This window comes from Streptomyces chisholmiae, from assembly GCF_031845445.1.
In the GTDB taxonomy this organism is placed as follows: domain Bacteria; phylum Actinomycetota; class Actinomycetes; order Streptomycetales; family Streptomycetaceae; genus Streptomyces; species Streptomyces chisholmiae.
On sequence record NZ_JAVREO010000004.1, the window covers coordinates 278,873 to 301,252 of the forward strand.

Here is a 22,380-nt window from a genome sequence, read left to right on the forward strand (position 1 = left end):
CGCCCCCGGCGTGCACGCCGGCGTGGGATCGGGGCGCGCGCACCCCGGTCCCTCACTCCGCCGCGCGCCGGTACCCGGAGCCCGCCGCCCGCCCCCTGGCGCAGTCCCGGCCCGGGTCAGGGCAGCGCCATGCCCTCGGGCACGTCGAGCTCGAACTCGTCCTCCAGCACCCGCCGCACCTCCGCCTCGTCCGCCAACTCCCGTCGGCTGACCGTCCCGTCGTCCCGGGTCTCGGTCAACACCCGGCCGTCCAGCATCAGGTGCGCGCCCTCCCGGGTCCGCTGGGCCAACGGGCGGAGCACGAACGGGGAGTTCGGGTAGGTGGCCGTGTACCAGTTCTGCGTCACCAGGTCCGACAGGGTGAACGGCTCCTCGGTGAACGCGACCTGCGCCTGCCAGGCGTCCCCCGCCCACGCCTGGAGTACCCACAGCGGCAGCGGCCCGTCGTGCGGGGCGTGTATCAGTCGGTGCCGGCGCGGACCGGCCCGGAACTCCACGTCCGGCACCAGCGGCACCGGCACCAACGGGGCGCCGACGGCCCCGAAGCCGACATCCCCGAGGTACGGCTGCGGGTCGCCGGGCACCCGGATCACCAGCAGGGCGTGCACCCGCGGGCGGCTGGTCAGCTGCTCCGCGCCCAGCACCACCCGCCCGCTGAGCACGGTCACCCCGAAGCCCAGCGCGCGCAGCGCCGCGGCCAGCAGCAGGTTCTGCTCGAAGCAGTAGCCGCCGCGTCGGCGGTGCACCAACTTGGCGACCAGGTCGTCTACGTCGAGAGAGGGCACGGTGCCGCGCAGCGGGTCCAGGGCCTCGAACGGGATGGACCGCAGATGGGCGTGGTGGACGGCACGCAACGTCGGCAGGTCGGCGGCCCGCCCGCCCCGCCAGCCGATCCGGTCCAGATAGGCGTCCAGTTCGAACTGCTTTTCGTCAGGCATGAGTTGACGTTAACCAGGAGGACCTGGCCCGGTATCCGGGCTCCGGACCGAACCGGCAGGGCGGTTGGTCCTAGGCCGCACGCCGGTCGGCTCTAGGTCCTGAGTCCGGCCCGGCCCGGGGCCGACCGGACCAAGGGCGGGTAAAGCTTCCGGCGGCCCGGCCGGCGCCCGCGGGCCCGGTGGCGGGTCCGCGGGCCCGCCACCGCCTGCTCGTTCGCGCCGGGTGCCACGCCCGCCGGCGCGGCGCTTCGCCGGCCCGCGCCGGAAGCGGGCCGTGCCCGGCCTCTGGCCGCGGGCCGGACCGGCCGCTAACGTCCGAATGGGAGCGCTCCCACGTCGCGTGCGGGCGCCAGCCGGCACGCACTCGACCGATCGTCGTCACGCCCCCACACCCCCAGGAGTTGCCATGACGTCCGACCCGACCCAGCCGTTCACCCCGCCCGCGCCCGCGCCCGCGCCCGCGCCCGCTCGCCGGGCCCGCCGGGCGCCCCGCGCGCTCGCCCTCGCGGCGGCGCTCGTCGCCGCCGGCGCCGGCACCGCGCTGGGCGGCCCGGCCGCCGGCGCCTCGCCCGCGCCGGAGCGGGCGACGGCCGAGTGCGCCGTGGACGGGTTCTGCGAGGACTTCGAGGGGCTGCCCGTCGGCGAGCCCAGCGGGCGCTGGGCCGTGGAGGCCCGTGACTGCTCCGGCACGGGCACCGCAACCGTGGCGGCCGGCACCGGCCGGGACGGTGGCCAGGCGCTGCGGATCGACGGCGCCGACGGGTACTGCAACCACGTCTTCGCCGCCACCGAGCTGGCCGACGTGGCCACCTCGACCGGGCTCTACGTCCGCTTCTGGGTGCGGCACACCACCGAACTGCCGGCGCAGCACGTGACGTTCCTGGCCCTGGAGGACGTCGCCGACAACTCCCGTGACCTGCGGATGGGTGGTCAGAACGGCGCGCTCCAGTGGAACCGGGAGTCCGACGACGCGACCCTGCCGGCGCAGAGCCCGGCCGGCGTGGCGCTGAGCGCGCCGCTGCCGGTGACCGAGTGGTCGTGCGTGGAGTTCGCGCTCGACGGCCCGAACGGACTGTTGGAGACCTGGCTCGACGGCGAACTGGTCGAGGGGCTGGTGGTGGACGGCGAACCGACCCACGACGTGGACCAGCAGTGGCTCAGCCGCGGCGCCTGGGCCCCGGAGGTGGTGGACCTGCGCCTGGGCTGGGAGAGCTACGGCCAGGGTGCCGACACCCTCTGGTACGACGACCTGGCGGTGGGCACCACCCGCACCGGCTGCTGAACCGACCGTCCGACCCGGCCACACCCCGGGGCCGGGTCGGGCTGTCGTCCTCGTTCCCCACGCCCGGGCGGAGACGCGAGGCGAACGGCCGCCCGCCGCGGGGCGGTTCCGGGTGCTGGTCGGCGGTGCGTCAGCGGCCACGGTTCGGTGGCCACCGCCAGCACGCTCCGGTCCGGCGGGGCGAGGCGCCCCGACCCGAGGGGGAACGGGGGGAACCGGGGAACGAGGGACCGGCGGTGCCGCGCCGCGCTCGGGCGTCGGAGGGGCGGCCTTCGGGCGGACACGCCGCGACGCGGTGGATCGCGGCCCGGCCCGGCTCGGGCATGGGCGCGCGGTGCTCCCCGCTGTGTGCGGGCGCGCCGGCGTGGGCGCCGATGTGCGCGCCGGCGCGGCCCGAGTCGGGCGCGCCGGACCGGGCACGGCGCGGCGCTGGGGGAGGGAGAGCCGGGGGCCTACCCGGCGTCCCGCACGGCCAATCCCCGTCGGCCGACGGCGGCGTGGGGAAGATCCGTCCGCCAGGTGAACGGGAGCTGACCACCCATCGATGATTTCTGGCCCATCGTCCGTCGCTAGATGGACAGTTGAGGTGGGCGGGCGATCGGCCGGCGAGGGGAGCGGGCAGAATCAGCCAGGTAGGCCGACTTGCGGCCGGGCGAAGGGGCAGCATGAACCAGACCGTGGCCGACCCGGCCTTCCCTCGCGTGCGTGACCTGCGGCATGACCCCGACGAAGGACCGCTGTCGTTGATCTGGCCGGTCGGGCACCGGGTGGTGGTCAGCGGCCTCCCCGGTTGTGGCAAGTCCACGCTGATGGGCCGGGCGACCGGCCCGGACGGGACCGGGCGCGGCCTGGTCACGGTCGACTCACAGGAGGTCAGGGAGCGTTGGGACGCCCGGCTGGGGCACCGGCTGCCGTATGCCGCCTACCGGCCGCTGGTTCGGGTGGCGCACTACCTGCGGCTGTGGCTGGCGCTGCGCCGGCCGGCTGCCGTGCTGGTGCACGACTGCGGGCGGTTGAGCTGGGTGCGCGGCTGGTTGGCCTGGCACGCCAGGCGCCAACGGCAGCCCTACCACCTGCTGCTCTTCGACGTTCCGCCGGAGCGGGCGCTGGCCGGGCAGCGGCGCCGGGGCCGGTCGGTCTCCCGGTACGCCTTCCGGCGACATCGGCGGGCGCTGGCCCGGCTGTTGGCCCGGGTCGAGGCGGGCCGACTGCCGCCTGGCTGCGGCTCGGTGGTGCTGATCGACGGTCGGGTCGCGGCCCGCACCCAACTGCGGTTCGCCGCCGACACGGACGCGCCCTCCGGGGCGTTTCCGCTGGTGGACCGAGTCTAGCGATGGTGGGGCCGGGGGGCGACGCCCAGCGCGTCGGGCCGGGCAAATGTTCGGCAAAGCCCGGCCGAAACCTGCCCGTTGGCCACCGGCCCGGGCGGCCGTTGGGCACCGGGGACGCGCGCGGCGCGGGGCCCGCCGATGTCGAGTGGCGGCCGGGTTCGCTCCGCGTCGCTGGCCGCCTCGGCGGGGGCCCTCGTTCCGCGAGCGCAGCCCTTCGGGCGGTCGGCACCGCCGGCATGCGCGCCGCCCCACCGCCGTGCTGCCACGCCCGTGGTGCTGTCACGTCTGCCGGGCGACGCCGGGCGCGGGCACGGCAGTTGGCGGGGCCGTCGGGGTATCGCGCCCGGGGCACCGTGGTCGCCGCACCGCCGGACGTGGCAGACCGGTCCCGGGCGCCGGTCAGGAGGGGCCGGGCCGCGCGTCACCCGGCGGGTGGCGGGTCACCGACGGGCGGACCCGGCAGCCGGTCATCGTGGCGTGGCGGGGCGGCCGTTCGGCTTGGGGCGCCGGGCCCGCGCCGCCCGGACCGCTGGCCCAGCCGACTCAGCCGGGGGCGGTGCTTCGCCGCCCGGGGAGTGGCGGACCCGCTGGCCGGCTCCGGGGCATACGGGCGGAGGGCTGCCCCGGGGCGGCCCGTCAGCCGGGCCGGCGCGAAACGCCCGCGGGTGGGGGTGCGCGGCCGCTCGGCGCTGCCCCGGTGGCCCCCGGCGGCCCGGGCCACGGTCCCCGTTCCCGTCCCTGCCGGCGGCGGCCCCGGGCCACGAGCGGTCGGCGGACCGGACGCTCGCGAGCACGAGGCGATCTACCAGGCGCTCGCGGCGGGGGACGCGGCGCCGTTCGCGTCCCCCGCCGGCGGCGGCCCGAGCCACGGTCCCCGTTCCCGTCCCCGCCGGCGGTGGCCCGGGGCGTCGTCGTCAGTCCGGCAGGCGGTAGACCCGCCGCGCGGTGTCGCCGAACACGGCCGCCCGCTCGGCCGGGGTCAACTCCGCTGTCAACTCCTCGGCCGCGCCCAGCACATCGGTGTAGGAGGCGGCGGCGAGACAGACCGGCCAGTCGGAGCCGAACATCAGCCGCTCGGGGCCGAAGGCGTCCAACGCGACCCCCGCGAACGGGCGCAGCTGGTCAACCGTCCAGTGCCGCCAGTCCGCCTCCGTCACCAGCCCGGAGAGCTTGCAGCTCACTCCCGGCTCGGCGGCCAGCTCCCGTAGCGGCTCCGCCCAGCCGGCCAACTCCCCCGTGGCGACCGGCGGCTTGGCCAAGTGGTCGAGGACCCAGGTCAGCTCGGGCAGCGCCCGCACGGTCGCCACCGCGGCCGGCAGCTGGTGGGGGCGGACCAGCAGGTCGTAGGCGAGCCCGGCGGCGGCCACCGCGGACAGTCCCGCGCGCACCTCGGGCCGGCACAGCCACCTCGGGTCGGCCTCGCCCTGCACCAGGTGGCGCACGCCGACCAGCCGAGCGCCGCCGGAACCGGCCCGCAGCCGGGCCAGCTCATCGGCCACCGCCGCCCGCCCGGCAGTCAGGTCGACCCAGCCGACCACCCCACGGACCAGTGACGACCCGTCCGCCACCGCCAGGAACTCGGCGGTCTCCGCCGGGTCGGGCAGCACCTGGACCAGTACCGTGCCGGCCACTCCGGCCGGGCCGGCGGTGGCGGCCAACTCCGCGACCGTGAAGGCCCGGTGCAGCGGGTCGAGGCCGGACTCGCGCAGCCAGGGCTGCGGCCGGTGGGCCGGGTCCCACAGGTGGTGGTGTGCGTCGATCACGGTCGGCCCGCTCATGCCGTGCCCCCGTCGCCGTTCCCGTCCGCCTGGTCGTCGGTCCGGTCGTCGGCCGCCAGCGCGTCCAGCTCCCGCCACAGCTCCTCGGGGATCTCGACGGCCGCGTGCGCCATGTTCTCGGTCACCTCACGGCCGTCGCGCGCGCCGAGCAACACCCCACTGACCGTCGGGTGGCGCAGCGGGAACTGGATCGCCGCCGCCGGCAGTGGCACCCCGAACTCCGCGCAGCGCGCGGCCAGTCGGCGCGCCCGCGCGAGCAACGGCGCGGGCGCCGGGGCGTAGTCGAAGGTCGCGCCGGCGCGCGGCGCGACCAGCAGCCCGCTGTTGAACACCCCGCCGACCAGTACCCCGACGCCGCGTGCCGCGCACGCCGGCAGCAACGCTTCGGCAGCCGATCGGTCCAGCAGCGAGTAACGCCCGGCGACCAGCACGAAGTCCAGGTCGGTCGCGGTGACCAGCCGGCTCAGCGCCGCCGTCTGGTTCATCCCGGCGCCGACGGCCCGCACCACGCCCTCGGCGCGCAGCTCCGCCAGCGCCGGGTACGCCTCGGCCAGCGCCTGTTCGCCGTGGTCGTCCGGATCGTGGAGCAGCACCAGGTCGAAGGCGTCCAGCCCGGAGCGTTCCAGGCTCTCGGTGAGCGAGGCCCGCACCCCGGCGGCGCTGAAGTCCCACACCCGGGTCAGGTCGGTCGGCACGCCGTGGAAGCCGTCGGTACCGGCCGGCGAGTGGCCGGGCCGCAGCAGCCGGCCGACCTTGGTGGAGACCACCACCTCGGCGCGCGGCCGGTCCGCCAGGAAAGCGCCCAACCGCCGCTCCGCGACGCCGAGTCCGTAGTGCGGGGCGGTGTCGAAGTAGCGCACGCCGGCGTCCCAGGCGGCGGCGAGGGTCTCGGCGGCGGCGGCGTCGGACACCGGCGTGAAGAGGCCGCCCAGCGGCGCGGTGCCCAGCCCGATCCGGCTGACCGACACCCCCGAGCGCCCCAACGGCACCGAGGCCCCGGCGGCGTTCACCGGGCCTCCGGCGGCCCGGCCACCGGCCGCCCGATCCGCGGCGCGAGCGCCTGCGGCGGTTCGGCTCCCGGCCACCCGGCCCGCGGCCGTTGCGCCTTCGGCGCGGGGGCCTTCGGTCGTCCGGCCTGCGGCCGTCGGACGCCCTGTCTTTCCGGCACCGGCCGCCCGGCCCCCGGTCGTGGCGCCTTCGGCCGTCCGGCCGGTGACCGCGCGGCGTCCCGCCGGTGTGTCATCGGCCGGACGGCCTCCGGCTGTTGCCCCGGAGCCTTGTGCGCCTTCCGCGCGTGGACCTGCGGCCCACCGGCCTTCGGCCGTCCAGCGTCCGGACGTCCAGCGCTCAGCCATTCAGTCACGGCTCGTCCCGTCCCCGTCCCCGTCGCTGGCGGTGCCGGCGGCCTCCGCCTTGGCCGGTGTCGGCTCGGCCGCCGGCGTCGGCGATGCGTCGTCATGCCCCTGGTCGTCCGCCGTGGCCCGCGCCCGCCGCTGTTCTCGCAGGTGGCGCCGCAGCCAGTCCTCGGTGCTGCTCACGTGCACCAGCGCGGTGGCCTCCGCAAGCGCCGCGTCGCCCGCCGCCAGGGCCTGGTAGATCGCCTCGTGCTCGGCGAGCGTCCGGTCCGCCGACCGCTCGTCCACCAGCCCACGCCAGACCCGTCCGCGCAGGGTGCGGCCGGAGATGCCGTCCAGCAGTGACAGCAGCGTCTCGTTGCCGGTGGCCGCCAGCACCGCGCGGTGGAAGGCCGCGTCGTGCTGGACCAGCGCCGCCACGTCGTCCCGCGCGGCGCGCATCGCCGCCAGTTCCCCGGCCACCACGGCCAGCGCCTCCGGCGTCATCCGCCGGGCGGCCAACCCGGTGGCGACCGGCTCGAACAGCCGCCGGGTCTCGGTGAGTTCGAGCAGCGTCTCGCCGTGCAGCAGTTCGACCGCGACGGACAGCCCGGCCAGCAGCAGCCGGGGCTGGAGGCTGGTCACGTAGGTGCCGTCGCCCCGGCGGATCTCCAGTACCCCGGCCACCACCAGCGCCTTGACGGCCTCCCGCATCAGGTTCCTGGACAGGCCGAGTTCGGCGGCGAGCCGCTGTTCCGGGGGCAGCTTGGCGCCCGGCGGGAGCGCACCGGAGCGGATCAGCTCCCGGATGCGGGCGATGGCGTCGTCGGTCAGCGACATCAGCTCAACCTCGCAAGGGCCTGGGACGGGAGGACCCTAACAGGAAGATCCCATCACGGGCGAGGGGGCCGACGGCCCCCGCCGTCGCCGCTCCCACCAAACCGGCCGCCGAGCAGGGACGTTGCCCCGTGAGCGGGCCCGGCCGGGCGAGGGCCGGCGGTGGTCGGTGGCCCAGTGATCCTATGTCTGGGCCTCCCGGCCGCCCCGGGGGAGCGACGCGGGGGAGAAAAACGGGTTGCGGGTGGCCTCGCCCACCCGCTGCGATGGCGGGTGTGACGGAACCGCGACCCGGGGCGACCCCGGACGGCCAGGACCACGTCGCCCGCAACCGTGCCCACTGGGACGGGGAGCGCGCCGCCATCCACGGGCCGTTGGCCCGCGCCCACTGGGCCAGTACGGAGCCGACCTGGGGCCTGTGGGGCACCCCCGACTCCCGCGCCGGGCTGATCCCGGCGGACATCGCGGGTCAGGACGTGGTCGAACTCGGCTGCGGCACGGCCTACGTGTCGGCCTGGCTGGCCAGGGCCGGGGCCCGGCCGGTCGGCATCGACATCTCCGCCGAGCAGTTGGCCACCGCCCGCGCCCTGCAGCGCGAGTTCGGCCTGGAGTTCCCGTTGCTGCTGGCGGACGCCGAGCGGGTGCCGCTGCGCGACGGCCGGTTCGCGCTGGTGATCAGCGACTACGGCGCCTCGCTCTGGTGCGACCCGTACCGCTGGGTGCCCGAGGCGGCCCGGCTGTTGGCCCCCGGCGGGCGACTCGCGTTCAGCTGGCGCTCGCCGATCTTCACCGCCTGCCGGGCGGAGTCCGGGCCGGCCGACGCGCGGCTGCGGCGGCCCTACTTCTCGGTGCGCCGCCATCCGGAGGGCGCCGGGGTGGAGTTCAACCTGCCGCACGGCGCGATGCTCCGGTTGCTGCGCGGGCACGGTTTCACCGTGGACGACCTGATCGAGGTGGCGGCGCCCGAGTCGGCGGTCCGCGACTATCCCGAGGTCTCGGCCGACTGGGCGCGCGCCTGGCCGAGCGAGGAGCTCTGGGTGGCCACCCGCACCGGCTGACCGCGCCGTGGCCCCGGCGGGGGCGGCGCGGGCCGGCGGTCAACTCTCCCGCCAGCCCAGCTTGATCAGCCGGTTCCTGGCGTCCTCGGCGACCTCCTGGTCGGCGACCACGTCGTAGTGGGCCGCGACGATCCGGCTGCGGGAGGCGAAGTCCCGCTGCCCGCCGGTCATCGCGTGTCCGACGAAGCCGAAGACGGCGCCGAAGACCGCGCCGTAGAGCACTCCGGAGAAGATCAGCAGCAGCACGCCGGCCCCGCCCTCGGCGAAGAGCGACAGCAGCAGACCCACCAGCAGACCGAACCAGGCGCCGGCGCCCGCCCCGGCGCCGGCCGCCCGGCCCCGGGTCAGCCGGCCCAGCACCGTCTCCACCATGCGCAGGTCGGTGCCCACGATGGCGGTCCGCTCCACCGGGAACTGGTCGTCGGAGAGGAAGTCCACCGCGCGCTGGGCACCGGGGTAGTCGGGGTAGGAACCCACCACGGGCCGGCCGGCCGCGGCGCTGGCCTCCTCCGCTGGCACCTGCTGGAAATACGACATCCGCGACATCGGGTGACTCTCCTCTCGCGCTGCGTCCCCGACGCCCCGAGTACCCAGCGGCGGCTCGGCTACCCGGCCTCGGTGCCCCGACCCGACTAGCTCGCCCGGCCGTCCCCGGGCAGCGAGTAGTCGAAGGTGTAGGGCACGGCCCGCTGCCCGGGCCGGTGGACGAACGAGCCGGTGCCGGCCAGTCCGGTCAGCGCCCCGGTCCCGGAGCCGGGCACCACGGTGAAGGCGCAGTCCACCGTCCCGTGCTCGGTGAAGGTGCCGCGTTCCTCCAGAACGAAGGCGCCGGCCAGGCCGGCCAGCGTGCCGGTCACCAGTTCGAGGCCGGCGAAGCCGCCGGTCCCCTCGGGGGTGTACGCGACGGTGTACTCACAGAGCGTGTCGGCCGCCTCGATGTCGCCCGAGAAGCTGTTGCGCACCGAGGCGTGGGCCAGCCTGGTCCCCTTGGCGTCCTCGGTGTCCTCGGTGGCTTCGGGGCCGAGCGGGCGCTCCCGCCAGTCGGCGAAGCCGAAGGTGCCGACCGCCCGTCGGGTGGCCCCGGTCGTGCTCTCGGTCGTGGTCTCGGCCGTCGTGCCGGTCGTGGCCTGCTCGTGGGCGTGCGGGTGGGTGGGACGGGTGGGCACGGTGGCGCTCCTGGGGTTGGTGGCATGACCGTTCCATGCCGTGCGGGCACCACCCTCGACCCCGTACCTGACATCCTCTGTCAGGTACCGAAACGAATCGAACGAGAATGGTCCGCATGCGTGCTGACCGTCTGCTCTCCCTCCTGCTGCTGCTCCAGAACCGGGGCCGGTTGACCGCGCCGGAGCTGGCGCGCGAGCTGGAGGTCTCGGTGCGCACCGTCTACCGCGACGTCGAGGCGCTGGCCGCCGCCGGGGTGCCGGTCTACGCGGACCGGGGGCCGGCCGGTGGCTACCGGCTGCTACACGGCTACCGAACCCGGCTCACCGGGCTCACCGACGCCGAGGCCGAGTCGCTCTTCCTCGCCGGAGTCCCGGCAGCGGCCCGCGCGTTGGGATTGGACGCGGAGCTGGCGGCGGCCAGCCTGAAGGTGCGGGCCGCCCTGCCGGCCGAGTCGGCCGGCCGCGCGGAACGCGTCGCCGAGCGCTTCCACCTGGACGCGCACGGCTGGTTCCGGGAGCACGAGTCCGTGCCCCAGCTGGCCGTGCTGGCCCGGGCGGTCTGGGAGCAACGGCCGGTGCACGCCCACTACCGGGGATGGCGCGCGGCCGGCGCCCGCGAGCTGTGGCCGCTGGGCCTGGTCCTCAAGGGCGGCATCTGGTACGTGGTGGCGGAGCGCCGTCCGGCCGCGACCGAGGCGGCTACGAGGGCAATGACGACCGGGGCAGCGGCGACGGGGGGAACGGCGACCGGTCGGACGAGCACCGGCGAGGGGGCGGCTGCGGAGGAGGCCGGGTCCGGCCCGCTCCGCAGCTACCGGGCCGCCAGGTTCGGCGCGGTCCGGCTCGGCGCGGAGCGCTTCGAGCGGCCGGCCGACTTCGATCTGGCCGCCTACTGGGCCGAGTTCACCCGGCGGCTGTCGGCCGACCGGTTCCGCGAGGTGGCGTGCCTGCGGCTCGCCCCACGCGCCGCGCGGCTGCTGCCGATGTTCTTCGGGGCGGCCGGCGCCGAGGCGCTGGCCGCCGCCGACCCCGCCGACCAGGACGGCTGGACGACCGTCCACCTGGCCGTCGAGACCACCGCGATCGCCGTCGGCGACCTGCTGCGGCTGGGCCCGGACGCCGAGGTCCTCGGGCCGCCCGCGCTCCGTGCCGCCGTCGCCACGGCGGTGCGCGGCCTCGCCGACCGCTACGCCGACGACCCCGCGGGCGCCCCCGCCGATGGCCACCCGACCTAGGCCGTCGGGGGCGTGCGCGGGGCTTCGTGCGCCGGTTGTCCGCCGGTCACTCTGGTTGGTAGGCCGCGCTGCGGGGCTCGTGCGCCTCGCTTCGCGCCGGTAGATTCCCGGCCATGGATGACGACGCCCGCCTGCTGCTGATAGCGGTGTCCGCCACCGCCCTGCTCGCGCTGGTGCTCGGCGGGGTGCTGCACGGCCGGCTGGCCGCCCGGGCCAGACGCCGACAGCAGCGCTTCTTCGGGCTGCCGGACAACTCCGAGTGCCTGCTGGTGGTCAGCCGCGACGCCACCGCCGAGGGCATGGTGGCCCGCAACGACGTGCTGGGCCTGATGGAGTTGGCCGCCGTGGTCCGGAACTGCGGGGCCGTCCCCCAGCTCACCTCGGGCGAGAACGCCAAGCAGGGCTTCGGTGACCGCACCGAGTTCTGCCTCGGCGGCCCGGTCGCCAACCGGCGTTCCGCCGCCCACCTGGCCGGGCTGCTGCCCGGCGTCCGGGTCCGCACCGAGACCGAAGGGCCGGACCGTTGGGCCTTCGAGATCGGCGAGGAGAGCTACCGGCTCGACGCCGGCGTGACCGAGTACGTGCTGCTCGCCCGGCTGATGGCGGGGGACCGGGAGCGGCCCGTCTTCCTGGCCTGCGGCCAGCGGTCGGTCACCCACCAGGCCGCCACCCGCTATCTGGCCCGTAACTACCCGAAGCTGGCCAGGAAGCACGGCTCGACCGGAACTTTCTGCCTGCTCCTGAAGGTCGTCAACTCCCAGGCATATGGCGCGGATGTGGTCGAACTGGTCGCCGATGTCAGCAAGGCTGCCACCGTCGAGCCATCGGGGTTCACCACCAGTAAGGAACTCTGACACGGTGTGACGTAGCCTGTGCGGGCGGATACGTACGCCTCGTGTCCCACCGAAGGGAGTTCCTGGATGGGCGACAGCCGGCCGATGTACCAGCGCATCGCGGACGACCTGCGCCGCCAGGTCGACGAGGGTGCCCTCCCGGTGGGGGCGCGCATCCCCTCCCGGGCCGAGCTGAAGCGGTCCTACGGGGCCAGCGACCAGACGGTGGACCGCGCGGTCCGGGTGCTCAAGGCGGCCGGGTACGCCATCGGGCAGTTCGGGCGTGGCGTCTTCGTCAGCGACCGGGCCCCGATCGGCACGCTGCTGCGCTCCACCGACACGGTCGACTCGCCGCTGGCGGCCGGAGTCGCCGCCCTGGTCGGGGAGTTGGCCGACCAGCCGGAGATCTCCTGGGAGGCCGTCTCGACGGCGACGGTCGCGCCGCCCGGGATCGCCGAGCGGCTAGGGGTGCCCCAGGGCGACCGGGTGATGTGCACCCAGTACGAGTACCTGGCCGACCGCCGGCCGCTGCAACTGGCGACCAGCTGGGAGCCGTTGGCGCTGACCGAGGGCACCGACGTGGCCTACCCGGAGCGCGGGCCCTACGCCAGGCGCGGGGTGCGCGGCCGGTTCGCCGCCATCGGGGTGCGGGTGGTGCGGGCCCGCGAGGTGGTCGGCTCCCGGCCGGCGACCGGCGCCGAGGCCGAGGCCCTCGGCTGCTCGCCCGGCCAGTGCGTGACGGCGGTGGAGCGGACCCACTACGACGCGGACGACCGCGCCGTGGAGACCTCCGACATGGTGGTCCCCGGGGACCGTTGGCGCCTGGAGTACGCCATCTCCTTCGGCGGTTGAGGCCCGGGGAGGCCGGCCGGCCCGGCGGCCGCCGGGCCGGCGCGGGCCGGTCAGACCTCGGCCACCTCGGCGTAGACCTGGGACAGCTCAGGCGCCCCCGCCTCCGCCCACTGCCGGCCGACCTCGGCCACGTCCACCCGCCGGCCGGAGGCCAGCACCACCACCGGCCGGCCGTCCGGGCCCGGCCCCCAGCGGGCCCCCGGCAGCGAACGCACCATCACCGAGCCGAGATAGAGGCCCGCGTCGTTGGCCAGCCGGGGCAACTCCTCGGGGTCGTCCCGCCACCGGGGGGCCAGCTGGTCCAACGCCTCCAGGGAGACGGGGGAGTCGCCCAGCACCAGTCCCGCCCGTCGCGCGCGGTCCCGCAGCAACTCGCACTCGGAGAGCAGCTCCGCCACCCCTTCGGAGTCCGGCCAGGCGTCGGTCGCGGCGGGCCGCTTGCGCCAGTTGTCCAGGAAAGGGATGTTCATGGCCCCAGGGTCGCACCTCGGGCCCGAAACCCCGGCCGCGGCGCGCGGTCCGCGCCACAACCGGCACCCCCGGCCGGCCACTTGACGCCCGGTCGGGCCGATCAGCCAGCGGCCACCGCCAGATCGACCACCACCGGCGCGTGGTCCGAGGCACCCTTGCCCTTGCGCTCGTCCCGGTCCACGTAGGCGTCCGAGACGGCGGCGACGAACGGGGCGTTGCCGTAGACCAGGTCGATCCGCATGCCCCGGTTCTTCGGGAAGCACAGCTGCCGGTAGTCCCAGTAGCTGAACGGCCGTTCGTACTTCAGCGGGCGCGGCAGCACGTCCGCCAGGCCGACGCCCCGCAGCTCGGCCAGCGCCGTGCGCTCCGCCTCCGTCACGTGCGTCGCGCCCTCGAACTCCGCGATGTCCCACACGTCGTGGTCCGTGGGGGCCACGTTGAAGTCGCCCAGCACGGCGAACGGCGTGCCGCCCGCCGCGTCCGCGGCCACCGTCTCGCGCAGGGCGGAGAGCCAGGCCAGCTTGTAGGCGAAGTGCGGATGCCCCACCTCGCGGCCGTTGGGCACGTAGACCGACCAGACGCGCACCCCGCCGCAGCTGGCCGCGACCGCGCGCGGCTCGGCCGAGCCGTTGAACGCGGGGCCGCCCGCCAGGCCCTGGACCACGTCCGTCAGGCCGACCCGGGAGAGCACCGCCACGCCGTTCCACCGGCCGTCGGCGTGCACCGCCGCCTCGTAGCCGGCCGCGCGCAGCGCCGCGGTGGGGAAGGCGGCGGCGTCGCACTTCAGCTCCTGAAGGCAGAGCACGTCGGTCTGGCTGCGCTCCAGCCAGGCGAGCAGCCGCTCCAGCCGCACGGTGATCGAGTTGACGTTCCAGGTGGCGATGCGCATGGGGCTCTCTCGGGTGGCTGCGGAGGTACGGAGGGGAATCGGGGCGCGGCGGGGGTGGGCCGGCTCAGGGCAGGACGACGGACTCGCCGGGGGCCAGCCTGGCGTACTCGACCTCGCCGAGCCCGGGGCCCTGCGGGCCCATGTTCCGCCCGTAGACGGCGAGGCCGGGCTCGGAGAGCAGACTGTCGTGCACCGGGTAGGCCCGGCGCGGGGCGACCTCGCGCACGTAGTCGACCGTCTCGGAGAACTTGCACCAGGGGGCGGCCAGCGGCACCAGCAGCGTGCTCACCGGGCGGTCCGGGACGGTGAGGGCGTCCCCGGGGTGGAACAGCGTGTCATCGACCAGATACCCGACGTTGGCGATGCGCGGCAGGTCCGGGTGGATCACCGCGTGCAGCTCGCCGTGCACCTCGACCCGGAAGCCGGCCACCTCCAGGGCGTCCCCCCGGCCGACCACCCGCACCCGCCCGGGGAAGCCCGGGGCCAGCTGCTCGGCCACGCCGCGCGGGGCGTACACCACCAGGCCGGGGTCGGCCGCCAGGGCGGCCCGCAGCCGGCCCTCGTCGAAGTGGTCGGGATGCTCGTGGGTGATCAGGACGGCGGCGGCGCCCACCGCCGCGTCCGGCTCGCTGAACGCCCCCGGATCGATCACCAGGGTGCGCTCCCCGTCGGTGAGCCGCACGCACGCGTGGCCTTTCTTGGTCAACTCCATGCGGCCATTGTGCATCGGCCCACTGACAGCCGCCGGAGCGCGCCGACCCCACGGCCCGGCGGTCGACGCGGCCAGCGGGGGCGGACGCGGTCGGCCGGGGGGCCGTGGGGTCGGGAGGAGGGCGGGGCCGGGACGGGGCGGGCGGTCAGGAGTGCGCGCCGGCCCGCGCCTCCCGGCGGTTGTCGCGGAACGCGTAGACCCGGCGGACCATCGCGAAGAGCGGGATCACCGCGCCCAGCACCAGCTGGAGCGAGCAGGCGGTCTGGAGCATCAGCAGCCCGCCGGGCGCGTCGAAGGCCCAGGCGGTGAGCAGCGTCATGCTGAGCACGATCCAGGAGAGCATGGCCACCGCCAGCGTGCCGCGCGGCTTCGGGTACTCGACCCGGCTCACCATCAGCCAGGCCACCCCCATGATCGCCAGCAGGGTCGGCGTGAAGGGCAGTTCCAGCAGCACGATGGAGACCACGGTGAGCGCGCCGAACGGGCTGGGCATCCCCTGGAAGACGCCGTCCGGCATGGTCACGCAGGAGAATCTCGCCAGCCGCAGCACCACCGCCAGCAGCACCACCGTGGCGGCGAACGCGGAGAGCGGCTCGTGGACGTCCCCCACCACCATGCCCCAGACCAGCACGAAGTAGGCCGGAGCCAGACCGAAACTGATCAGGTCGGAGAGGTTGTCCAGCTCCGCGCCCATCGGCGAGGACCGCAGCTTGCGCGCGACCAGCCCGTCGCAGAGATCGAAGACCGAGGCGAGCAACATCAGCAGCACGGCGGTGGCCGCGTTGTTGCGGACCACCCCGGCGTCCCCGCTGTTGGTCAGGTGCGGGATCAGCACGCCGGTGGTGGTGAAGTAGACGGCGAGGAAGCCGCAGGTGGCGTTCAGCAGGGTCAGGGTGTCCGCTATCGACAGCCGCATGGACAGCGGCATGCCGTCGTCGTCGACGTCACCGTCCGTCTCGGTCTCCGCCCAGCGCCGCGCGGACTTGCGGTCAATCACGGTCAAGACGTGTCACTCCCGCCGTCGTACGTTGGCCGACCTCGACGGCCGGCTCGACACCCTCGGGCAGATAGACATCGACCCGGGAGCCGAAGCGGATCAGGCCGATCCGCTCACCCTGCTCGACCTTGCAGCCCTGCGGCACGTACGGCACGATCCGGCGGGCCACCGCACCGGCGATCTGGACCATCTCCAGGTCGCCCAACTCACTGTCGAAGCGCCACACCACCCGCTCGTTGTTCTCGCTCTCCTTGTCGAAGGCGGGAACGTAGCCCCCCGGGATGTGCTGGACGGAGGCCACCGTGCCGGCGACCGGCGCGCGGTTGACGTGGACGTTGAGCGGGCTCATGAAGATCGCCACCCGGGTCCGGCCGTCCGGCCACTCCATGATGCTCTGCACCACCCCGTCCGCGGGGGAGATCACCCGGCCCTGGCCGATCTCCCGCTCCGGGTCCCGGAAGAACCACAGCATGCCGGCGGCCAGCGCGGTGCTCGGCACGGCCACCGCCGCCCAGCGGGCGGAGCCACGCGCCTTGGCCAGGCTGACGGCGGCGGTGGCGACGGTGGGGAGCAACCAGGCGGAGGCCCCTCGGGCCAGACGTACCCGGCCGCTGGGCAGAGAGGAAGAGCGGTGAGGCATGAGAGACCTTCGTAGCGGTGAGCGCCGCACCTGTCAGAAACGAAGCGGCTTAGGACCGATGCTATCGGCACTCGGCGGTAACTCGGCAAGCCAGCGGGCTTGTCGGGCCGATCCGGCGGCCGGCGGGCGCCGTTCCGTGGGCGGATGAAAGGGATATACGTCTCAGGCCCTCCGGCCGGCCTCACCGTCCGTCGCGGTGCCTCCGCGCTCGGTCGCGTCCGGTGCCGCAGCCCGTGGTCGCCCAGTGTGCGGGGGCGGTCACGCCGGCGGCGGGTGGCCGGTGGGGTGGGTGGGGCCGTGTGCGGCCGGGCCGGGGGCCGGCTGGTGGCCGTCGGTCGGGCCTCGGGTCGGGTCCGGCCGAACCCGTCTTTCCGCTGGTCGTGGCGGGTCCCTCCGGGGGGTGGTGGGAGCCGGGCGGGGGGACGGCGAGCGCCGGGCCGACCGCCGGGCGGCGAACTCCACCCTCCCGGCCGGAAATGGCCGGAACCCGTCATCGGGGCCCCCGGCCGGGCCGCCGGCCCGCCGGTCCGGGGCGGTCGCGGCCCGGTTCGGGGCGGGGTGGCGCGCCATCATCGGGTAAAAAACACGTTGCCGGGCGCGCCCCGGCGAGAAAGTCCCCGAAATGGCCGGAATGTGCGGCTGGCGTGCACCGGCCGATCCCGGCCCCGGCTTCAGCGGCCGGCCCCGGCTCCGGCGACCGCTCCCGGCCCCGGCGACCGGTCCCGCTCCCGGGCCCCGCGACCGCTCCCGGCGGGCCGGGGCGGCGCGCGCCGCTCAGCCCTCGGGCGGGGTGAAGACGGAGGTCCGCCGCAGCCCGGCGGCCCGGCCCTGGCCGGCCACCACCAGCGCCATCTTCCGGCTGGCCTCGTCGATCATCTCCTCGCCCAACATCACCGCGCCCCGCGCCCCGCCCGCCACCGAGGTGGCGTGCGTGTAGGCGTCCAGGATCAGCTCGGCGTGGTCGTAGTCCGCCTGCGAGGGCGCGTAGATCTCGTTGGCCGCCTCGATCTGGGTCGGGTGCAGCACCCACTTCCCGTCGAAGCCGAGCGCCGCCGAGCGGCGGGCCGCCTCCCGGAAGCCGTCCGGGTTGCGGATCTGCAGGTAGGGGCCGTCGATCGCCTGGAGACCGTGCGCGCGGGCCGCCAGCAGGATGCGCATCAGGATGTGGTGGTAGGCGTCCGCCGGGTAGCCGGGCGGCTGCTCGCCGACCACCAGGGTGCGCATCGCGATCGAGGCCATGAAGTCGGCCGGCCCGAAGACCAGGGTCTCCATCCGGGGCGAGGCCGCCGCGATGGCCTCCACGTTGAGCAGCCCCCGGGCGTTCTCCACCTGGGCCTCGATGCCGATCCGGCCCACCGGCAGGCCCACCGTGCGCTCGATCTGGGTCAGCAACAGGTCCAGCGCCACCACCTGTTGGGCGTCCTGCACCTTGGGCAGCAGCAGGCAGTCCAGCCGGTCGCCGGCGCCCTCGACCACGGTGATCACGTCGCGGTAGGTCCAGTGCGTGGTCCAGTCGTTGACCCGCACCACGCGCGTCCGGTCGCCCCAGTCGCCCTCGTTGAGCGCCCGCACCACCAGGGCGCGGGCGTCCTCCTTGGCGGCCGGGGCGCAGGCGTCCTCCAGGTCGAGGAAGACCATGTCGGCGGGGAGTTGCTGGGCCTTCTCCAGGAAGCGCGGGTTGCTGCCTGGCACCGCGAGGCAGGAGCGGCGCGGCCGCGGGGCGGACTGGGCGGCGTCGGTCATCGGAAGGTCCTCAGGGCCGGGAACGGGCGGGGCGGCTGACCCGTTGACGATACGACGCGGCCCGCGCCCGGCGGGCTCACCCCCGCCGCTGGAGCGCCTGCTCGATCGCCGCCATCACCTCGCTCAGCGGGGCGTCCGTCCTGGCCACCGTGACCAGTACGTCCCCGCTGCCGGCCACCGTCGCGGCCGGGGCCGCCGCCGGCGGCGTCGAGGCGCCGGACGGCAGCTCCCCGAAGGCCCGCCGGACGATGGTGAAGGCGTGGTCCAGCGCCGCCTCCATGTCGCCCTGCCCGTCCCGGCGCAGCCAGCGGCGCAGCACGTGGTTGTGCGCGGTGACCACGGCCGAGGCGGCGACCTCGGCCAGCAACGGCTCGTCGCCCAGGTGCGAGTGCTCGTCGTAGCGGGCCAACAGGTAGCGGGTGAAGAGCCGTTCGTACCGGGAGACGGAGGCGATCTCCCGCTCCCGCAGCGCCGGCACCTCCCGGGTCAGGCGGTAGCGGGCCACCGAGAGCGAGGGGGAGGCGGCGTACATCCGCATGACCTCCTTGATCCCCCGGCACACGGTGTCGATCGGGTGCTCCTGGGGCGGCGCGTCCACCAGCACGGCCTCCACCCGGACCAGGGTGTCGTCGTGGTCCGGGAAGATCGCCTCCTCCTTGGACCTGAAGTGCCGGAAGAAGGTGCGCCGGGCGACCCCGGCGGTGGCGGCGATCTCGTCCACCGTGGTCGCCTCGTACCCCTTGGTGGCGAACAACTCCAGCGCGGCGGCCGCGAGGTCGCGGCGGACCTTGCGCCGCTGGGAGGAGTGCTGCGTACGTGCCGACTTCACCGGGCGAGCCATGCAGGGAACGTACTGCATGGGGGCGTCGGCGCGCTCGCTGGCCACCGGTCGGCCGGTGCCCGTCGGTCAGCCGGGCCCGGCGGCGACGGCGCCAGCGCAGCGCAGCTCGGTCACCCAGCGGTCGCCGATCCGCTCGCCGCGCCGGCCGCCGTCGGGCGCCAGCCCCGCGGCCGCGTAGAACGCGAGCGCCGGCAGGTTGCCGTCCAGCACCCACAGCCGCAGCCGCCGGTACCCGTGGGCGGCCAGCCAGGCGCGGCTCTCGGCGAGCAGGGCGCGGCCGAGTCCGGAACGCTGGTTGTCCGGTTGGACGTAGAGCGCGTACAACTCGCCGTCGGGATCCGGTACATCGGCTTCGTCCAGGGTCGGTTCCGGGTGGTAGGCGCCGGCCGACGCCCAGCCGGTGACGGCGCCCGCGCCGTCGAGGGCGACGAAGTGCCCGGCCAGTGACGGCAGGCCGGCGAGCCAGGCGGCGTAGGCGGCCGGGGACAGCCCGTCGAGCAGTTCGTCCGGGAGCAGGCCCCGGTAGGCGGTGCGCCAGCCCGTGGTGCGCAGGGCGGCGACCGGCCCGATGTCCGCGCGCGTCATCGCGCGGGTCGTGGCGTTCACGGGTCCGAGGGTAACGAGTCGGGTCGCGGAGCCGGTGGGGGGCCACTACGGTGGAGCAAAGCGCCCTAAAAGGAGCAGAACGCGCGTGCCGGGAGGTAGCTGTGAAGGCGGTCGTTTACCACGAGCCCTATTCCGTGACGGTTGAGGACGTGCCGGACGCGCGGATCGAGGACCCCAACGACGTGGTCATCCGGATCACGACCAGCGCCATCTGCGGGTCCGACCTGCACATGTACGAGGGCCGCACCGGCGCCGAGTCGGGCATCGTCTTCGGCCACGAGAACATGGGGGTGGTCGAGGAGGTCGGCCCCGGCGTCGCCCGGATCAAGAAGGGCGACCGGGTCGTGCTGCCGTTCAACGTGGGCTGCGGCTTCTGCAAGAACTGCCTGGCCGGCAAGACCGGCTTCTGCCTGACGGTGAACGAGGGCTTCGCGGGCGGCGCCTACGGCTACGTGTCGATGGGCCCCTACCGGGGCGGCCAGGCCGAGTACCTGCGCGTGCCGTTCGCCGACTTCAACTGCCTGACGCTGCCCCCCGGCGAGCAGCACGAGGACGACTTCGCGCTGCTCGCCGACATCTTCCCGACCGGCTACCACGCCACCGAGCTGGCCGGGGTGAGCCCCGGCGAGACGGTCTGCGTCTTCGGCGCCGGGCCGGTCGGCCTGATGGCCGCCTACTCGGCCCAACTGCGCGGTGCGTCGCGGGTGTTCGTGGTGGACCGGCAGCCCGACCGGCTGGCCCTCGCGGAACGGATCGGGGCGGTCCCGATCGACTACAGCAAGGCCGACGCGGCCGCGCAGATCAAGGACCAGACCGGCGGCGAGGGCACCGACAAGGGCATCGACGCGGTCGGTTACCAGGCCACCGTCCAGGAGGGCGAGGAGCAGCCGGCCATCGTGCTCAACACGCTGATCGAGGCGGTGCGCCCGACCGGGGCGCTGGGGGTGGTCGGGCTCTACGTGCCGGCCGACCCCGGCGGCCCGAGCGAGAGCGCCCGGCACGGCGAACTGCTGGTCCGCATCGGCAAGTTCTTCGAGAAGGGCCTGCGGATGGGCACCGGACAGGCCAACGTCAAGCAGTACAACCGGCAGCTGCGGGACATGATCATCGCCGGCCGGGCCACGCCCAGTTTCGTGGTCTCGCACCGGCTGCCGCTGGCCGAGGCGCCTCAGGCGTACGAGCACTTCGACAAGCGCGACCCGGGCTGGACCAAGGTGCTGCTGAAGCCGGCGATGGCCGCCGCCTGAGCGGCGCGCCCGCCCTCCCGAGCGGCGCGGGCGGCGACGGCCGTAGTTCCTTCCGTGAGCCGTCGCCCCCGCGCCTACCCGTGTGCGGGGCGCGCGCCGCGTTCCACCCGCCCTGCCCCCGCTACCAGCGCTCCTGGCCCTCTCGTGCGCCCGGGCGCACGCCGCCGGGTGGTTGGCGCCCGCTGCCGCGCCCTGGGCCCGCGCGCGCCGGGCCTGCCGCGCCGGCGGGTGGTCGCCCCCGCCCTCGCCGTCACCCCGCCCGCTCGGTCAGCGCCCGTCGTCACACAGGGCGTGGTCGATCATCGCGCGGGTGGCCTCGTCCTGCGCCTCCTGCCGCTCCAGGTCGCCCAGGCGCAGTGTGAAGATCGCGGCGCTGGCCGCCGCCGAGCCGTCCGCGGTGACCGCGCCCTCCGAGACGGTGCCGAACGAGGTCCCGCCGTGGAACCACAGCGGCGGCTCGTCCGAGCCGCAGCGCGGCGCGCTGACCAGCCCGAGGCCGTACTCGGCGCCCGGCCCGAAGTCCGGTGCGGGCACGGTCCGTTGCAGGTCGGCCACCCGCTCGGGAGAGAGCAGGGTGCCGTCCAGCACCGCGCGCAGGAAGGTGTTCATGTCGGACGGCGTGCTCAGCAGTCCGCCGTCCGCGCCGCCGCCCACCACCAGTGTGGTGTCGGTCAGTTCCTCCTCGCCGGGGAACTGGAGGTAGCCGTGGGCGGTCGGCTCGGGCACGTAGACGGAGCTGCCGGGGGAGATGGTGCGGGTCAGGCCCAGCGGTTCGATGATCCGCTCGTGCACCTCCCGCTCCCAGGTGTGCCCGGTGATCCGCTCGATGATCATGCCAGCCAGCAGGTAGTTGGTGTTGGAGTAGCTCCACCGGGTCTCGCCGGCCGGGTCCGCCGCGTCCGGCAGCCAGCCGGGCGCCCGGGTCATGGCGAGGGCCACCTGCTCCCGCGGCGACCGCACGGTGAACCGGTCGTCCTGGTAGAACTCCGGCGTGAAGGTCTCCAGGTCGAAGAGGATGTCGGTGTAGTTGGCCAGCCCGCTGGTGTGCCGCAGCAGGTTCTCCACGGTGATCCGGGAGCCGTCGTTGCCCGCGCCGGCCACCACGCCTGGCAGCCAGTGCTCCACCGTGTCGGAGAGCGACACCTCGCCCTCGTCCACGAGTTGCAGGAGCACGACCGAGGTGAAGGTCTTGCTGTCGCTGCCGATCCGGTAGTACGGCTGCCAGGGCACCGGGGTGCCGGTGCCCACCTCGGCCTCGCCGGCCCGCGCCCGGCGGTGGCCGCCGTCCGCGCCGTCCACCGCGACCACCAGGCCGGTGGCGCCGGCCGCCGCCACCTCGTCGGCGTCCCTTTGCAGCCGTGACCGCTCCGTCGCTTCCTGGCCACCCGCCGCGAGGCCGAACGCGGACCCGTTCGGCGCCACCACCATCGCCGCGCCGGTGGCCAACAGGCCGACCCCCGCCGTGTAGAGCCACGCCCTGGTCAGCCGCCCGCCGAACAGCACCATCAGCTTTCCGCCTTCCACCCTTGGTCGCCTCGGCCGGGGCGCCCCGCCCCGGTCGTTCCGGTCAACGTCCACGGTAGGAACGGG

Annotated in this window: 22 protein-coding genes; 7 read left to right on the forward strand and 15 right to left on the reverse strand. The window is 75.3% G+C overall.

What is annotated here, in order from left to right:
• Positions 1–116: 116 nt before the first annotated feature.
• Positions 117–938, reverse strand: a complete 822-nt coding sequence (locus RM844_RS08680; protein ID WP_311666387.1) for an arylamine N-acetyltransferase family protein — start codon at positions 936–938, stop codon at positions 117–119.
• Between the two features lie 406 nt (positions 939–1,344).
• Between RM844_RS08680 and RM844_RS08685 the strand changes: the two genes are divergently transcribed.
• Positions 1,345–2,220, forward strand: a complete 876-nt coding sequence (locus RM844_RS08685; protein ID WP_311666388.1) for a hydrolase — start codon at positions 1,345–1,347, stop codon at positions 2,218–2,220.
• 665 nt (positions 2,221–2,885) lie between these two features.
• Complete coding sequence (locus RM844_RS08690; protein WP_311666389.1) at positions 2,886–3,551, forward strand: AAA family ATPase; 666 nt, start codon at positions 2,886–2,888, stop codon at positions 3,549–3,551.
• 914 nt (positions 3,552–4,465) lie between these two features.
• Here RM844_RS08690 and RM844_RS08695 read toward each other — a convergent pair.
• From RM844_RS08695 to RM844_RS08705, 3 genes are all read right to left on the reverse strand, one after another.
• Entirely contained in the window at positions 4,466–5,329 is an 864-nt protein-coding gene (locus RM844_RS08695; protein WP_311666390.1) for an amidohydrolase family protein, read from the reverse strand.
• Positions 5,326–6,339 (reverse strand): aldo/keto reductase, encoded by a 1,014-nt coding sequence (locus tag RM844_RS08700; protein WP_311666391.1) that lies wholly within the window; start codon positions 6,337–6,339, stop codon positions 5,326–5,328. Before RM844_RS08700 ends, RM844_RS08695 begins: the two co-directional genes overlap by 4 nt.
• Positions 6,340–6,684: 345 nt before the next feature.
• On the reverse strand, positions 6,685–7,503 hold the full coding sequence (locus RM844_RS08705) for a FadR/GntR family transcriptional regulator (protein WP_311666392.1): 819 nt from the start codon (positions 7,501–7,503) through the stop codon (positions 6,685–6,687).
• A gap of 272 nt (positions 7,504–7,775) precedes the next feature.
• On the opposite strand from RM844_RS08705, the gene RM844_RS08710 reads away from it, so the two are divergent.
• Entirely contained in the window at positions 7,776–8,558 is a 783-nt protein-coding gene (locus RM844_RS08710; protein WP_311666393.1) for a class I SAM-dependent methyltransferase, read from the forward strand.
• A gap of 39 nt (positions 8,559–8,597) precedes the next feature.
• Here RM844_RS08710 and RM844_RS08715 read toward each other — a convergent pair whose 3' ends face one another.
• On the reverse strand, positions 8,598–9,104 hold the full coding sequence (locus tag RM844_RS08715) for a general stress protein (protein ID WP_311666394.1): 507 nt from the start codon (positions 9,102–9,104) through the stop codon (positions 8,598–8,600).
• An 86-nt stretch (positions 9,105–9,190) separates the two neighbouring features.
• Positions 9,191–9,724, reverse strand: a complete 534-nt coding sequence (locus tag RM844_RS08720) for a DUF3224 domain-containing protein (protein WP_311666395.1) — start codon at positions 9,722–9,724, stop codon at positions 9,191–9,193.
• A gap of 107 nt (positions 9,725–9,831) precedes the next feature.
• Here RM844_RS08720 and RM844_RS08725 point away from each other — a divergent pair, with 107 nt between their 5' ends.
• From RM844_RS08725 to RM844_RS08735, 3 genes are all read left to right on the forward strand, one after another.
• Positions 9,832–10,959: a helix-turn-helix transcriptional regulator gene (locus tag RM844_RS08725; RefSeq protein WP_394814461.1), complete on the forward strand. Its 1,128-nt coding sequence runs from the start codon at positions 9,832–9,834 to the stop codon at positions 10,957–10,959.
• A gap of 113 nt (positions 10,960–11,072) precedes the next feature.
• Positions 11,073–11,813: a hypothetical protein gene (locus RM844_RS08730; RefSeq protein ID WP_311666397.1), complete on the forward strand. Its 741-nt coding sequence runs from the start codon at positions 11,073–11,075 to the stop codon at positions 11,811–11,813.
• A 66-nt stretch (positions 11,814–11,879) separates the two neighbouring features.
• The gene (locus tag RM844_RS08735) at positions 11,880–12,644 is read left to right on the forward strand and encodes a GntR family transcriptional regulator (RefSeq protein ID WP_311666398.1); all 765 of its coding nucleotides are present in this window, start codon (positions 11,880–11,882) and stop codon (positions 12,642–12,644) included.
• A gap of 50 nt (positions 12,645–12,694) precedes the next feature.
• On the opposite strand, the gene RM844_RS08740 is transcribed toward RM844_RS08735, so the two are convergent.
• The 8 genes from RM844_RS08740 to RM844_RS08775 all read right to left on the reverse strand — a co-directional run bounded on the left by RM844_RS08740 (position 12,695) and on the right by RM844_RS08775 (position 19,543).
• Entirely contained in the window at positions 12,695–13,114 is a 420-nt protein-coding gene (locus tag RM844_RS08740; RefSeq protein WP_311666399.1) for a DUF6278 family protein, read from the reverse strand.
• A gap of 101 nt (positions 13,115–13,215) precedes the next feature.
• Entirely contained in the window at positions 13,216–14,004 is a 789-nt protein-coding gene (locus RM844_RS08745; RefSeq protein WP_311666400.1) for an exodeoxyribonuclease III, read from the reverse strand.
• Between the two features lie 64 nt (positions 14,005–14,068).
• Complete coding sequence (locus RM844_RS08750; protein ID WP_311666401.1) at positions 14,069–14,716, reverse strand: MBL fold metallo-hydrolase; 648 nt, start codon at positions 14,714–14,716, stop codon at positions 14,069–14,071.
• A gap of 145 nt (positions 14,717–14,861) precedes the next feature.
• Positions 14,862–15,719: a CDP-diacylglycerol--serine O-phosphatidyltransferase gene (pssA, locus tag RM844_RS08755; RefSeq protein ID WP_311666402.1), complete on the reverse strand. Its 858-nt coding sequence runs from the start codon at positions 15,717–15,719 to the stop codon at positions 14,862–14,864.
• Positions 15,706–16,353 (reverse strand): phosphatidylserine decarboxylase, encoded by a 648-nt coding sequence (locus RM844_RS08760; protein WP_311666403.1) that lies wholly within the window; start codon positions 16,351–16,353, stop codon positions 15,706–15,708. Before RM844_RS08760 ends, pssA begins: the two co-directional genes overlap by 14 nt.
• Before the next feature lie 774 nt (positions 16,354–17,127).
• Positions 17,128–18,096, reverse strand: coding sequence for an HpcH/HpaI aldolase/citrate lyase family protein (locus RM844_RS08765; RefSeq protein WP_311666404.1), 969 nt, complete (start codon positions 18,094–18,096; stop codon positions 17,128–17,130).
• 76 nt (positions 18,097–18,172) lie between these two features.
• Positions 18,173–18,937: a TetR family transcriptional regulator gene (locus tag RM844_RS08770; RefSeq protein WP_394814462.1), complete on the reverse strand. Its 765-nt coding sequence runs from the start codon at positions 18,935–18,937 to the stop codon at positions 18,173–18,175.
• Positions 18,938–19,003: 66 nt separating this feature from the next.
• Entirely contained in the window at positions 19,004–19,543 is a 540-nt protein-coding gene (locus tag RM844_RS08775) for a GNAT family N-acetyltransferase (RefSeq protein WP_311666405.1), read from the reverse strand.
• A gap of 101 nt (positions 19,544–19,644) precedes the next feature.
• Between RM844_RS08775 and RM844_RS08780 the strand changes: the two genes are divergently transcribed.
• Positions 19,645–20,790 (forward strand): glutathione-independent formaldehyde dehydrogenase, encoded by a 1,146-nt coding sequence (locus RM844_RS08780; protein WP_311666406.1) that lies wholly within the window; start codon positions 19,645–19,647, stop codon positions 20,788–20,790.
• A gap of 267 nt (positions 20,791–21,057) precedes the next feature.
• Here the strand turns inward: RM844_RS08780 and RM844_RS08785 are convergent, their stop codons facing one another.
• Positions 21,058–22,314 carry a serine hydrolase domain-containing protein gene (locus tag RM844_RS08785; protein WP_311666407.1) on the reverse strand — a complete coding sequence of 419 codons (1,257 nt, stop codon included), beginning with the start codon at positions 22,312–22,314 and terminating at the stop codon, positions 21,058–21,060.
• Positions 22,315–22,380: the final 66 nt, after the last annotated feature.